The sequence below is a fragment of the Pseudodonghicola xiamenensis DSM 18339 genome (genome assembly GCF_000429365.1).
Classification (GTDB): Bacteria; Pseudomonadota; Alphaproteobacteria; order Rhodobacterales; family Rhodobacteraceae; genus Pseudodonghicola; species Pseudodonghicola xiamenensis.
Map to the genome: position 1 here is coordinate 1 of NZ_AUBS01000038.1, position 14,059 is coordinate 14,059.

At 63.4% G+C, this 14,059-nt stretch carries 11 protein-coding genes; 8 read left to right on the top strand and 3 right to left on the bottom strand.

Annotated features, from left to right (window positions below):
- Positions 1–348: BapA prefix-like domain-containing protein (locus G455_RS24720; protein WP_035367051.1), on the bottom strand; the 348-nt coding region annotated here is incomplete at its 3' end.
- A gap of 545 nt (positions 349–893) precedes the next feature.
- On the opposite strand from G455_RS24720, the gene G455_RS0119175 reads away from it, so the two are divergent.
- Together G455_RS0119175 and G455_RS0119180 are read left to right on the top strand one after the other, a co-directional pair.
- Positions 894–2,750 (top strand): ATP-binding response regulator, encoded by a 1,857-nt coding sequence (locus G455_RS0119175; RefSeq protein WP_084437131.1) that lies wholly within the window; start codon positions 894–896, stop codon positions 2,748–2,750.
- A 142-nt stretch (positions 2,751–2,892) separates the two neighbouring features.
- Entirely contained in the window at positions 2,893–3,531 is a 639-nt protein-coding gene (locus G455_RS0119180) for a response regulator transcription factor (protein ID WP_028095170.1), read from the top strand.
- 138 nt (positions 3,532–3,669) lie between these two features.
- On the opposite strand, the gene G455_RS0119185 is transcribed toward G455_RS0119180, so the two are convergent.
- The gene (locus G455_RS0119185; protein ID WP_084437135.1) at positions 3,670–4,197 is read right to left on the bottom strand and encodes a MucR family transcriptional regulator; all 528 of its coding nucleotides are present in this window, start codon (positions 4,195–4,197) and stop codon (positions 3,670–3,672) included.
- 514 nt (positions 4,198–4,711) lie between these two features.
- On the opposite strand from G455_RS0119185, the gene G455_RS0119190 reads away from it, so the two are divergent.
- The 6 genes from G455_RS0119190 (at position 4,712) to G455_RS0119215 (ending at position 12,743) form a co-directional block, all read left to right on the top strand.
- Positions 4,712–6,508 (top strand): sigma-54-dependent Fis family transcriptional regulator, encoded by a 1,797-nt coding sequence (locus tag G455_RS0119190; RefSeq protein ID WP_028095172.1) that lies wholly within the window; start codon positions 4,712–4,714, stop codon positions 6,506–6,508.
- 128 nt (positions 6,509–6,636) lie between these two features.
- On the top strand, positions 6,637–8,790 hold the full coding sequence (locus tag G455_RS0119195) for a hydantoinase/oxoprolinase family protein (protein WP_035367052.1): 2,154 nt from the start codon (positions 6,637–6,639) through the stop codon (positions 8,788–8,790).
- A gap of 22 nt (positions 8,791–8,812) precedes the next feature.
- The gene (locus G455_RS0119200; protein ID WP_028095174.1) at positions 8,813–11,122 is read left to right on the top strand and encodes a hydantoinase B/oxoprolinase family protein; all 2,310 of its coding nucleotides are present in this window, start codon (positions 8,813–8,815) and stop codon (positions 11,120–11,122) included.
- A gap of 66 nt (positions 11,123–11,188) precedes the next feature.
- Positions 11,189–11,692: an acetone carboxylase subunit gamma gene (locus tag G455_RS0119205; RefSeq protein WP_028095175.1), complete on the top strand. Its 504-nt coding sequence runs from the start codon at positions 11,189–11,191 to the stop codon at positions 11,690–11,692.
- Positions 11,693–11,871: 179 nt separating this feature from the next.
- Positions 11,872–12,267, top strand: coding sequence for a DUF4186 domain-containing protein (locus G455_RS0119210; RefSeq protein ID WP_028095176.1), 396 nt, complete (start codon positions 11,872–11,874; stop codon positions 12,265–12,267).
- Positions 12,264–12,743 carry an aminoacyl-tRNA deacylase gene (locus G455_RS0119215; RefSeq protein ID WP_028095177.1) on the top strand — a complete coding sequence of 160 codons (480 nt, stop codon included), beginning with the start codon at positions 12,264–12,266 and terminating at the stop codon, positions 12,741–12,743. The genes G455_RS0119210 and G455_RS0119215 overlap by 4 nt, the downstream gene beginning before the upstream one ends.
- On the opposite strand, the gene G455_RS0119220 is transcribed toward G455_RS0119215, so the two are convergent.
- Positions 12,740–13,981: an Hsp70 family protein gene (locus tag G455_RS0119220; protein WP_028095178.1), complete on the bottom strand. Its 1,242-nt coding sequence runs from the start codon at positions 13,979–13,981 to the stop codon at positions 12,740–12,742. The two genes, G455_RS0119215 and G455_RS0119220, sit on opposite strands and share 4 nt — an antisense overlap.
- Positions 13,982–14,059 lie beyond the last annotated feature (78 nt).

The window sequence follows — 14,059 nt, forward strand, 5'->3', positions numbered from 1 at the left end:
CCCGCCGCTCGCGGCCAGAGCACCAGCGGCAACGACGAACCCCGCCGCGGCCAGAGCTTCCTCCTGCGACATTGACATGACATCCGAGAACCCGGAAACGGCGCCGCCATCCTCAGCGGCCTGGGCGGCATCCGCAGCGGTGAAGGTATAGGGGCCATCGACCAACGTCAGATGGCTCATTTCCCCGTCCGCACCAACAACGAAGAAATTCTCGAGCACGATCTGATCGCCGTTTTTCATCTTAACGACCAGATTGTCCCCCTGACGAACGAAGCTTTCTACGTCCTCTCGTCGGGCATTGATCCTGAAATCCGTGGGCTTCTCCGCCCGCAGCACTTTTTTCGTCATAGCTCTAGGTCCCTAGTCCCAATCACTGTCTTTTAACTTCACGAGCTCCAGCCCCCAGCCGGCCCCGCCAAGCATGTCGAATGTCAAAGCCATCACTTCGTGCACCCAAGTTTCCCCATGATCCGAGGTCCCTCTTGCCCCGAGCACTCACTAACAGCCTTTAGTATGTATAACAGGCTGTAAGTATGTATCGCAATCACCCTTAGTTGATTTTCGAATCTAAAAGACAGATCCCCCTATCCACTTGAAAATATTGCGTTTTAATGGAGGTGTGCTGCAAAGGGTGGCAAATGACTGGTGACAGTGCTTCCCCTCGCGTCACATTGACAACCAATCGCAGACAATTTATCGACCCTCCCCTGGAACCAAGGCCCCAACCGGCAGTGGCCATCCCCACCTGCGCAGCGCCCCGATTCGCCGTTCGAGAGGCAAGGACGGCATCGGCCCACCGACCATGTTCCCGCGAAAACCCTTGATATCTCGGGCACAAGATCGTTTAACCTGCGCCAACAGCGCTCCCATTCCTCACCATTGAGAAAGGCCGCATGTCCGCTCCTCCGCCTGTGTCCGAAGCCATCGACACCCGCCGACCGCTCCGTGAGCTACTGCAGAGCCTCGCCATCCCATGCCTTCTGCTCGATAGCGCCGGGACCGTGCTTTTGGGCAATCCGGCAGCAGAGGCCCTGGGGCACCCTCTGTGGCCAACCACCTTCCCACAAGGCTGGAGCAAGAGCTGGGCTGTGCTGCGCGACGGGCTCCCGCCATTCCCGCAGAGCGCCCGGATCACCCCACCGGTCGACCTGCCCGGCAGAACCGCCATCGCCAGCCGCCTTGAGCTGGACGATGCCGAGGGGCCCCTGACCCTGCTGCAGCTCCCTCCGGACGAGACCGAGCGCGCCATGCAACTGGCGAGCGCCGCACATGACATCCGCACCGATCTGCAGACGATCATCGCCGCCAGTGAGCTGCTGACCCAGAACCCGCCCCCAAGCGATGCGGAAACCGCCCGCCTTCAGGCCAGTATCGGCGCCTCTGCCGCGCATGCGCTCGAACAGGTCAACGCGTCGCTCGAGCTGTCGCGGCTCGAATTTCTGCAACAGGCGCCCCGGCGCGATTTCTTCAGGCTGGGCCAGGTCGTGAAGGAAACCGCCGGACGGCTGGCGCCGCTGGCCGACAAGGCCGGCCTCACCTTCTGGGTCACGCTCCCCGAGGACACTCGGCTGGTGGAAGGCCAGGCCCACCCCATCGTCGCACTGACGCAAAATCTGCTGAGCAACGCCTTCAAGTTCACCCGCGAGGGATCGGTCAGCCTGTCGCTGACCGAGACCGCCAATGATGCAACGAACCAGTGCGCGTATCACCTGACCATCGAAGACACCGGGGACGGCTTTCCCGCCACGGAGCAGGACAGGCTGCTGACCCCGTTCCAGACCGGCACCCATCATCCGCCGTCGCGCACCACCGGCACTGGCATCGGCATTGGCACCTATCTGGTCCAGCAGGCCGTCCGGGCGCTGGATGCGCAGCTTGAGATCACCGCCCCCGCCGAGGGAGGAACACGGTTTTCGGTGACATTCTCCCTGCCGCTGGCCGCGGACCAACAGGAGCCCGACAGCGGGATCGGCGCAGCTCACCCCCCCGAAGCAGAGCTTACCGGCCTGCATATCCTGCTGGTCGAGGACAATGACACCAATCGCGCCCTGTTCCTGCGCACGCTGTCTCAGGCCGGGGCCACAGTACAGGGTGCCGCGGACGGCCAGGATGCGCTGACCGACCTCGCCGCAGGCAAAACACCCTATGATCTTGTCCTTCTCGATCTGACCATGGCAGGCTTGGATGGCATCGCGCTGGCCACCAGGCTTCTCCTGATGGAGCCGCCCCACCCCGTCCCGCGCCTTGTCGCGCTGACCGGGCAGGAAGATGACAATACCCGCGCCGCCTGTCGCATTCTCGGCATGCAGGAACTGATCGGAAAACCGGTCCGGCCAAGTGAGCTGCGCCAAAAGATCGCCGCACTGATCGACGCGCCCGCCACCACCAACGGCCGCCCGGCGCAGCCTCTGGCACCAAAGCTGGTTGCTGAGCTGATCGAGGACATGGGCGAGGATATCGCCCGCTCTCTGATGCTGCGAGCGCTGAACGAGGCCAGCGCGCTGTTCACGGCGCTGACCCAACAGGGCGTCACCCCGGAGGGGCGCAATGCCATTCACTCGGCGCTCGGCTCCTCCGGGCTGACCGGGCTCGCGGCGGTGGAATTCGCGCTGCGTGTCGTTCAAGCCGTCTCGCGCATCCGGGACAACGACAGTCCCGCGATGACATCCGCGCTTGCGCTTCTGCAGCGCGCCATTGACGAGACCCGGGACAGCCTGTCCATCTGGCCCCCCGCCGCCAGGCAGCAGTGACCCCGCCGCGCCGATCGACGCGGCACAACCACAGGAAGATCGTGCCGATCCTATCCCCAGAATAGATGTTGCATACTATTGTATGGAACGTACAAATGATCTCAACAGGGCCCGGCAAACGGGGCGATCGCAAGGAAATAGAATGGTTCAGGGCAAAACCGACACGCAAATCTCGGTACTCGTTGCAGATGATCACGCAATGGTTCTTGAGATGATCGAACTTTTCCTTTCCTCTCTTCCCGAACTGACAGTGCAAACAGCTCAATCTCTGGATGAGGCACTGGAGCTGATCAAACGCGAGGGTAGCTTCGATATCACCCTCCTGGATCTTCACATGCCCGGAATGAACGGCGTCGAGGGGCTGACCCGCGCGATCAAGGCGAACAACGGCCATCCGGTCGCCATCTTGACAGGCAACCCGACCCAGCGCAATGTCGACGACATCCTGAAAGCGGGCGCTGCAGGCATCGTCCTGAAGACCACCCACATGCGCACCCTGGCCAATGCCATCCGCTTCATGGCCGCCGGCGAACAATATGTGCCACACGAGCTGACCGTCGACCGTTCACCGGCGCATCTTGCCGCCGAAACGCCCCTGTCGGAAAAGGAAACGCTCGTCCTCTCCTATCTGGTTGAGGGGCTGCCCAACCGGGAGATCGCCGAAGCGCTCGGCCTGGCGGAACCGACGATCAAGATGCACGTGCGGTCGATCTGCGGCAAGCTCGGGGTCAAGAACCGAACCCAGGCGGTGATAAAGGCCAAGGATCTGGGGATCGTCTGACAGCCGCCGAGGCCGGACACCCAGCCCCGATATCGGTCAGCCCGAGACGATCGTGGCGCCGCGCCCTCCCTCAGGAAAACGCGGCGCCCACCCCCCGCAGGCACCATCCCATTGCCCGGCGGCCCCCTCCCAACAAGATCAGCTCAGCAGCCGGCGCACTTTTCCTGCGCTGGCTTCCCGGCGATATCCGCCCAACCCGATGCTCTTGGCATAGGCCGCCTTGCGCCTGGAATAAGCCGGCGCGACCAGAGGCATATCCGGCGGCAGCGTGTAAAGCGCGCGATACTGTTCTTCCGTGAGACCATGCTGAGCCTTGAGGTGGCGTTTGAGCATGCTGAACCCCTGGCCGCAGCACAGGCAATAGACACGATCCTCAGTCACCGATTGCTCGACCGGGATGACCGGCATCGGTCGTACGCTTTCCGATCTCACCGGGGCCGCTGCGCCGAAACCGCGCGCCCCAACCAGCCCGGTTCCCGCCGATGAGGACCGCCCGGCAAAGACCTCGCTCAGGGCACTGACCAGCTCGACAATCTCTTTCTGACCAACATCCGGGCGGGCGGCAAAGGCTGCTGCCACCTGTGAAATCGCACGCAGCGTCTCCTTGTCCGGAACCTGCCTCAGCGCTTCTGCGTCAAGCGCCTGAATATCGGGGCCGGACACCATGGTCCGATCCCCAGAACCGCCGCGCAGCCCGCATCGCGCAGTTTCGCCTGATCTCACCATACTCACAGTCTTCCCCCTGGCCAAAACATCCCACGAAGAGATAACTACATTCTTAAGTATGTAAGATCACACATACTCAAGTTTATTTCAACGGAAATACCCCTCCACCGCGCCGAGACAGCAACATCTGCCTCAGCCAAGTCATTTTCTCTGGGCGCCTGCCGCGCCAACCTCTGCTGGCCCGCACTCTGCGCCAAAAGGAAATGGATCGTCTGGCCCGCCCAGACCGGCAAGGCCCGCGATGGATCAAAGCCCCGCGCGCGCCATTCCAGGGCCGGCGCAGCATCGCCGTCGTCCGAAATTCGGACATTTTTGCCCTTCACCAGACGTTATGAAGAATGTCAGCAGCAAAACGGGTGATTCGCGGATACTTTAAAGGTGGAGGAGCCACGGCCAGAGCGACATCTCGCATCGGAATTGCGTTCTGGTGGCCTGTCTTTTCGGGGAGGAGAAGATGGAGCAAACAGTCAGGAAAAAGGGCTGGGAGGATTTCATGTCCCTGGGGCAAGCGCCGCTGGACATGAACAACGACATTCTGGAAAGCTGGAAGCGATCCGCCCGGCATCCGATTGCCGACCGGACCTGCGCCCCGATTCTGGGCGAAGACGATCTCGCACACCGGCGCGCGCTGGCGCGGCGCCTGGAGCGGGCAGCGCAAACCGCGCTCGGTCGTTCAAGGCGGCTGCTGATCGGCACCCAGGACATCCTTCTACTCAGTGACAGTACTGGCGTCGTGATCGAGGCCGTCGGCGACCCCAACACGCTTTCCAGGGCCGAGGAGAACCACCTGCATACTGGCGGACGCTGGGCCGAGGAGGAGATCGGGACCAATGCCATCGGCACCGCGCTGCATCGCAGAGCACCGACACTGATCCAGGACGCCGAGCATTTCTGCGAGGCGATACAGCGCTGGAACTGCGCCGCGACCCCGGTGATGGAGCCCGGGACCGGCCGGGTTCTGGGGGTGGTGGATATCTCGTGGCCGGTCGGCATACGGCAGCCCAACGCCGTCGCCCTGTCCTCGGCACTGGCGTTGCAGATCGAAACAGAACTGACCCATATGCTCGGCCGCGATCGCGAGGCATTGCTTGAACGACTGCACCTGCGCCGCCTGCGGCGCGGCAACGATCCGATGCTGATCATGGATCGCAGTGGCGCGAATGTCTTTTCTACCGAAGATTTCTCGCGCTTTTGCGACGACGACGATGCGCTGCGCCACCTGCGCCAGCAGCTTCCCGATCTGATGGATCAGTCGCCCGACAGGATCCGCCAGGTGCTGGCAACCTGCATGCAGGGCACTGACCTTGAAGTCATCTCGGAACAGGGCGATGCGATCGGTGTGCTGATCTCGCTGCGGCGTCCGCGCCTGCAGGCCTCCGGCTGGGCCGGGCAGGATCTGCGGCAGATCGTCAATTCCGGCGAAGTGTCGGCCAATCTGCTCGCCCAGGCGCAAAAACTGGCGACAACAACGATCTCGATCCTGATCGAGGGCGAAACCGGCACCGGCAAGACCGAACTCGCCCGGGCAATCCATCGGGCCAGCCAGCAATCAGACGGGCCGTTCGAGATGATTGATTGCGCGCAACTGACCGAAGAACAACTGCGCGAGGCGCTGACGAACAACCGCTATGGCGGCGACAGCGGGGTGCTCTGCCTTGGCAACCCAGGCGCCAGTTCCCCGGCAGTCCAGACATTGCTGCTCACCCTAGTGGACCAGGTGGCCGAGCAGGGCACCAGGATCATCGCGTTTTCCTCCCGCTCTCTTTACGAGGCGATGAACGCGAACAGCTTCCGCAGCGATCTATACTATCGCATCGCCGGCGCCCGTCTGCAGACCACGCCGCTGCGGCAGCGCCCGGATGAGATCGAGCCATCGCTGCGCCGTCTGGTGCAGGCCCATGCGACCGAACACGGCAGGCGGGAGCTGCGCTTTACCTCCGGGGCGATGGCGGCGCTGAAGGCCTATGCCTGGCCCGGGAACCTGCTGGAAATGCGAAACCTGGTCATCACGCTGAACGCCCTGTCACCGACCGGTTTGATCGACGAACGCACGCTACCGCAGGAATTCCACCCCCCTGCCCGCCGCGACCGCACAGAAACGCTGCGCGATATGGAACGCATGGAAATCCTCAGCGCGATCGAGGTCGAGGCCGGCAATCTGTCCCGCGTGGCCCGGCGCCTGGGCATCGCCCGCTCGACGCTTTACCTCAAGCTCGACAGCTACGGGATTTCGCGGAGGCGAAAGGTGTGATTTCGCGTCCGCGGCATGTCCGTCCGGACGCTCGAAAATCGGACAATTCCTGAAAGCTGAACCGATCCATCCTCACTTTTGCGGCGGCACCCATTTCGGGGCAGCCGGATCAAAGGGAGGAGTTTTTCGTGCCACTGGACAAGAGAAACAACCGATCCGTGCAGGTGCTTGGCATCGACGCGGGCGGCACCATGACCGACACGTTCTTTGTCGATGCCGACGGGGATTTCGTGGTCGGCAAGGCGCAATCGACGCCGGACAACGAGGCGCGTGGGCTGATCGAGTCCAGCCGCGAGGGGCTGGAACACTGGGGCCTGTCGCTTGAGGAGGCGCTGGGGTCGATCCAGACCGGGGTCTATTCCGGCACCGCGATGCTGAACCGCGTGGTGCAAAGGAAGGGGCTGAAGACCGGTCTCATCGTCAACGCGGGGATGGAGGATTTCCACCGCATGGGCCGCGCCTGCCAAGCCTATCTGGGCATGGCCTATGAGGACCGCATCCACCTGAACACCCACTATTACGACGACCCGCTGGTGCCGCGCCACCTGACCCGCGGCGTGATGGAACGGATCGACATGTTCGGCACCGTGGTCATCCCGCTGCGCGAGGAGACCGCGCGCACCGCCGCGCAGGAGCTGATCGCCCAGGATGTCGAGGGCATCGTGATCTCGCTGCTGCACAGCTACAAGAACCCCGCGCATGAACGCCGGGTGCGCGACATCGTCGCCGAAGAGATCGAGAAATCGGGCAAGCAGATCCCGGTCTTCGCCTCGACCGATTACTACCCGGTGCGCAAGGAAACCCACCGCACCAACACCACCGTGCTCGAAGCCTTCGCCGCCGAACCGTCGCGCCAGACGCTCAGGAAGATCTCGACCGCGTTCAAGGACAACGGATCGAAATTCGACTTCCGGGTGATGGCGACCCATGGCGGCACGATTTCCTGGAAGGCCAAGGAGCTGGCGCGCACCATCGTCTCCGGCCCGATCGGCGGGGTGATCGGCGCCAAGTATCTGGGCGAGGTGCTGGGATACAAGAACATCGCTTGTTCGGATATCGGCGGCACGTCGTTCGACGTGGCACTGATCACGCAGGGCGAGTTGACCATCCAGAACGACCCCGACATGGCGCGTCTGGTGCTGTCGCTGCCGCTGGTGGGGCTCGATTCCGTCGGCGCCGGTGCCGGCAGCTTCATCCGCCTCGATCCCTATACCAAGGCGATCAAGCTGGGGCCGGACTCGGCGGGCTACCGGGTTGGCGTCTGCTGGGCCGACAGCGGCATCGAAACGGTGACGATTTCGGACTGCCACGTCATCCTGGGCTATCTGAACCCCGACAACTTCCTTGGCGGTCAGGTCAAGCTGGACCGGCAACGCGCCTATGACGCGATGAAGGATCAGATCGCCGATCCGCTCGGGCTGACGGTGGAAGAGGCTGCGGCCGGGGTGATCGAACTTCTCGACAGCGATCTGCGCGACTATCTGCGCTCGATGATCTCGGGCAAGGGCTATTCGCCGTCCTCCTTCACCTGCTTCAGCTACGGCGGTGCCGGCCCGGTCCATACATATGGGTATACCGAGGGGCTGGGCTTCGAGGACGTGATCGTGCCGGCCTGGGCTGCGGGGTTCTCGGCCTTCGGCTGTGCGGCGGCGGATTTCGAATACCGCTATGACAAGTCGCTCGACGTGAATATCGCCGAGGAGGCCTCGGATGACGCCAAGGAGATCGAGGCGAAGACCCTGAACGAGGCCTGGCACGAACTGGCCGAGCGGGTGTTGGAAGAGTTCGAACTGAACGGCTATGCGCGCGACAAGGTGCGGCTGCAGCCCGGCTATCGGATGCAGTATCGCGGCCAGCTCAACGATCTGGAGATCGAAAGCCCGATCGAAACCGCCAAGACCGCCGCAGACTGGGACAAGCTGGTCGAGACCTTCAACGACACCTATGGCCGGGTCTATGCCGCCTCGGCGCGTTCGCCGGAACTCGGCTATTCGATCACCGGCGCGATCATGCGCGGCACGGTGCCGATCCCGAAACCCAATATCCCCAAGGAAGAAGAAGGCAGCCCGGTGCCGCCGGAAGAGGCAAAGCTTGGCACCCGCAAGTTCTATCGCAAGGGCAAATGGGTCGATGCGCAGCTTTACCAGATGGAAAGCCTGAAACCCGGCAACCGGGTCACTGGCCCCGCCATCATCGAATCCGATGCCACCACCTTTGTCGTGCCCGGCGGGTTCGAAACCTGGCTCGACGGTCACCGGCTGTTCCACCTGAAAGAAGTGTAACGGTCCAGGGAGGAGAAAACCCATGAATATGCAAACCGAAATCCGCGGCATCGTCCGCGGTGGCCAGACGCTCAAGCAACATCGCGACGAGATCATGGCCAAGACCCAGCGGACCGGCCATTACGCCGGCCTGACGGAACGGGCGCTGCACAAGGAAAGCCCCATCCTTTACAACAAGCTGTTCTCGCGCCTTCGGGCCGGGGTGGTGGACGCGCGGGAGACCGCCAAGAAGATCGCCGCCAGCCCGATCGTGGAGCAGGAGGGAGAGCTGTGCTTCACCCTCTATAACGCCGCCGGCGATGCCATCCTGACCTCGACCGGGATCATCATCCACGTCGGCACCATGGGGGCCGCGATCAAGTACATGATCGAGAACGATTGGGAGAGCAATCCGGGCATCAACGACCGGGATATCTTCTGCAACAACGACAGCCTGATCGGCAACGTGCACCCCTGTGACATCCACACCATCGTGCCGATCTTCCACGAAGGCTCCCTGATCGGCTGGGTCGGTGGCGTCACCCATGTGATCGACACCGGCGCGGTGGGGCCCGGCTCGATGACAACGGGTCAGGTGCAACGCTTTGGCGATGGTTATTCCGTCACCTGCCGCAAGATCGGCGAGAATGACGAGCTCAAGCGCGACTGGCTGCACGAAAGCCAGCGGGCGGTGCGCACCACGCGCTACTGGATGCTGGACGAACGCACCCGCGTCGCCGGCTGCCACATGATCCGCAAGCTGGTCGAGGAGGTGATCGCCGAAGAGGGGATCGAGGCCTATTGGAAATTCGCCTATGAATCGGTGGAGCATGGCCGGATCGGCCTGCAGAACCGCATCAAGGCGATGACCATCCCGGGCGTCTATCGCCAGGTCGGTTTCGTCGATGTGCCCTATTCCCACGAAGATGTGCGGGTGCCGTCGGATTTCGCCAAGGTCGACACCATCATGCACACGCCGTCCGAGATGACGATTCGGCCCGATGGCACCTGGCGGCTGGATTTCGAAGGCTCAAGCCGCTGGGGCTGGCATACTTACAACGCCCATTCGGTCAGCTTCACCTCAGGCATCTGGGTGATGATGACCCAGACGCTGATCCCGTCCGAGATGATCAACGACGGCGCCGCCTACGGGACCGAGTTCCGCCTGCCGAAGGGCACCTGGATGAACCCGGACGACCGGCGCGTGGCCTTCGCCTATAGCTGGCACTTCCTGGTCAGCTCGTGGACGGCGCTGTGGCGCGGCCTGTCGCGCAGCTATTTCGGCCGCGGCTATCTCGAAGAGGTCAACGCCGGCAACGCCAATACCTCGAACTGGCTGCAGGGCGGCGGGTTCAACCAGTATGACGAAATCCATGCAGTGAACTCCTTCGAATGCGCGGCCAACGGGGTCGGCGCCTCGGCCATCGCCGATGGCATCAGCCACGCGGCGGCGATCTGGAACCCCGAAGGCGACATGGGCGATATGGAGATCTGGGAACTGGCGGAACCGCTGGTCTATCTCGGTCGTCAGATCAAGGCCAGCTCGGGCGGCGCCGGCAAGTATCGCGGCGGCTGCGGCTTCGAGAGCCTGCGGATGGTCTGGAACGCCAAGGACTGGACGATGTTCTTCATGGGCAACGGCCATATCAGTTCCGACTGGGGTCTGATGGGCGGCTATCCGGCGGCATCCGGCTATCGCTTCGCGGCCCATGACACCGGGTTGAAGGAGAAGATCGCCAATGGCGACCCCATCCCCTTCGGCGGCGATACCGACCCGGAACACCCGACCTATGACGCGCTGGTCAACCCCGCAGGGATCAAGCGCGACAAGCAGGCGATCACTACCGAGGAGATGTTCAAGGATTACGACCTCTACCTCAACTACATGCGGGGTGGCCCGGGCTTCGGTGATCCGCTGGATCGCGATCCCCAGGCGGTGGCGACCGATGTGAATGGCGGCTATCTGCTCGAACGCTTCGCCGAGACGGTCTATGGCGTCGCGCTGAGCAAGGGGGCCAATGGCCTGTTCACCGCCGACGAGGCCGGGACCGAGGCGCTGCGCGCCAAGATCCGCAAGGATCGGCTCGCCAAGGCGCAACCCACCCGCGAGTGGATGGCGAAGGAACGCGAACGCATCCTTGCCAAGGACGCCGGGGTTCACGTCCAGCAGATGTTCGCCGCCAGCTTCAAGCTGGGGCCGAACTGGGCCAAGGGCTTCCGCGAGTTCTGGGATCTGCCCGAGGACTGGCAGCTCATGGAGGCGGATCTGCCGATCCCGTCCTATGGCCGCGAATACTCGATGGACCTCTCCGACCTGCCCGACGTGAAAACCGTCAAATTCGTCGAAGAGTGATCCCGGGGGGCGCCGTGCCAGCCTCTCCCCCCAGGCATGGCGCCCATAAATTTCAGGAGAAAACCAATGGCTTATACCAAAGCAAAGATCAAAGACCTGGTTGATGGCAAGATCGACCGCGACACGCTGCAGACGATGCTCTCGACGCCGAAGGACGCCGACCGTTTCGTCAAATACCTGGAAATCCTGCAAGAGCAGGTGCCGTGGGACGACAAGATCATCCTGCCGCTGGGGCCGAAGCTTTATATCGTGCAGCGGTCTTCGGACAAGAAATGGGTGGTCAAATCCCAGGCCGGGCACGAATTCTGCGACTGGCGCGAGAACTGGAAGCTTCACGCGGTGATGCGGGTGCGCGAGACGGCCGAGGAGATGGAAGAACTTTATCCCCGGCTGATGGCGCCCAGTTCCGACTGGCAGGTGATCCGGGAGTATTACTGCCCGCTCTCGGGCGATCTGCTTGATGTCGAGGCACCGACACCCTGGTATCCGGTGATCCACGATTTCGAACCGGATATCGACGCCTTCTATACCGAATGGCTTGGATTGGAGATCCCCGAGCGCGCCGCCTGATACCGGCGCGCCTCCGGCCTGGCACCGCACGCGCAAATCGCATGCGGTGCCTTTTTGCTGCAGAAGACAGCACCTTCCCCATAGCGCTGAGCCACAGCGCCAGTGCCTGCACACCAAGGGGGCCCCTGCCCTTTCCCTGGGCGCACCGGCGGGCTATGACCCGGGAAGGAGCCCTGCCGATGATCCCGCCCGATCCCATTCCCGATGATCTTTTCGCCCGCCTCGCCCGGTCGCGCTTTCGCAGCCGGTTTCATTTGGGCGCGCGGGAACGGGATTACGCCAATGCCAAGGGCCGTGGGGTGATCGCCGCCCATGCGAAGGATTTCATCGCCCAGCGCCTGGCCCCCGCCCTGCCCCGCAACGATGGCAAGCAGACCCCGATGCGTGGCCATCCGGTCTTTATTGCCCAGCATGCCACCGGCTGCTGCTGCCGGGGCTGTCTTGCGAAATGGCACGGGCTGAAACCGGGGCGTGAATTGAGCCCCGACGAACAGGCCTATATCGTCGCAGTCCTGATGCGCTGGATCGACGGCGAGATGGGCTATCGCCCTCCCGAGGAGAGACAAGGACAATGAGCAAGGGAACCCCCGGCACCGCCTTTCTGACCAAGGCCAAGGTGGCGCACCGGCTGGTCGAATACGATTATCACCCCGGCCACGACCGGGTGGCGCTGCAAGCGGCCGAAGCGGTGGGGCTGCCCGCCGGGCAATTGCTGAAAACCCTCATGGTCGAGGTCGACGGCAAGCCCGCCTGTACCGTGGTTCCCGGTGACCGCACCCTGTCGATGAAGAAGGTCGCCGCTGGCTTCGGCGGCAAGTCGGCCAGCATGATGCCCCCCGACAAGGCCGAAAAGCTGACCGGTTATCACACCGGCGGCATCAGCCCCTTCGGCCAGCGCAAGCGGGTGCCGATCCTGTTCGAAGCCGAGGCAATGGAACTGGTCGAGGTCGCAATCAACGCCGGCAAGCGCGGGCTTCTGGTGCTGCTGTCGCCGCAGGAGGCCTGCGCGGCGTTGCAGGCCGAAGCCAAGCCGCTTTGCGCTGACGCCTAGGCGGTTGCCAGCGCCAGCCCGTCGACCACCGCGGTAAAGGCCTCGGAGCGCAGGATTTCCGCCTGCGGGCAAAGCCGCGCGGCCTCTTCCGAGACCACCCGCATCAGACTGGACCCGCCGACCAGGATGACCCGACCGATCTGACCCGGCGACACGCCCGCAAGGGTCAGCGTCTCTGCCGCCGCCTCGAACAACTGGGCTCGATAGGGCGCCAGGGCCGCGTTCAGACTGTCGGGGCTGACCGGGCGTGACAGTTTCGGCGCGATGAAGCCCATGGCAATCTGCCCGGCGTTGGCCCCATTGTTGGCCTGAATCTTGCCGGCCTCGACGGCGAAGGCCAGCTCATGGCCCAGCTCTTCCTCCAGCACGGTCTGCAGCCGGCCCATCGCGCGTTCATCCTCCGCCATGCGCAGCATGTCGGCCACCATCCGGCGGGTCTCCGGCGTATAGAGAAAGGGGATCTTGGCCCAGGTCGACAGATCGACATAGATCGCCCGCGGCACCGGCAGCAGGTCGTTGCCGAGTTCCCGCCTGAGCTGCCCGCCCAGCCCCAGCGCCGGCATCGCATGGGCCATCGACACCGCGTGATCGAAATCGGTGCCACCCAGCCGGATGCCGTGGCTGGCCAGAATCTCGGGCCGCGTGCCGGCGTTGCGGAACACCGAGAAGTCCGACGTACCGCCACCGATATCGACGATCAGCCCCAGATCGCTATCGCGCCCCAGCCCCTGACAGGCGATCGCCGCAGCCTCGGGTTCGGGCAGGAACTCCACCGTCTCGAAACCGGCAGCCAGATAGCAGGCCCGCAGGTCGGCCTCGGCCTGGGCGTCACGATCGGGATCGTTGGTATGGAAATGCACCGGTCGGCCCGACAGCACACGCAGGAAACGCTGGCCGCTTGCTGTTTCGGCGCGCTGGCGCAATTCGGTCAGGAATTCAGTGATGATCCCGGCAACAGTACGGCGCTTGCCGCCGATCAGCCGGCTCTCATGCAAGAGCGGGGTGCCCAGCACGCTTTTCAGCGCCCGCATATAGCGCCCCTCGTCTCCGTCGATCAGCGCCTCGGCGGCGGCAGAACCTACCCGCATCCGCCCCCCACGCCCCAGCGGGAAAAAGACTGCGGTGGGCAGGGTTTCCTCCTGCGCCTCGATAGGGATGCGATGAACCTCACCCGCGCGCAAAATCGCGGCGGCAGAGTTCGAGGTTCCGAAATCGACGGCAAGAATATCGGTTTGCATGGGGCGCCTCTGCGACAAAGGCGGTCGAGCTATCCGGTTTCGCTGTGGGGTGCAAGACTGCACGATTGCCTACAACAC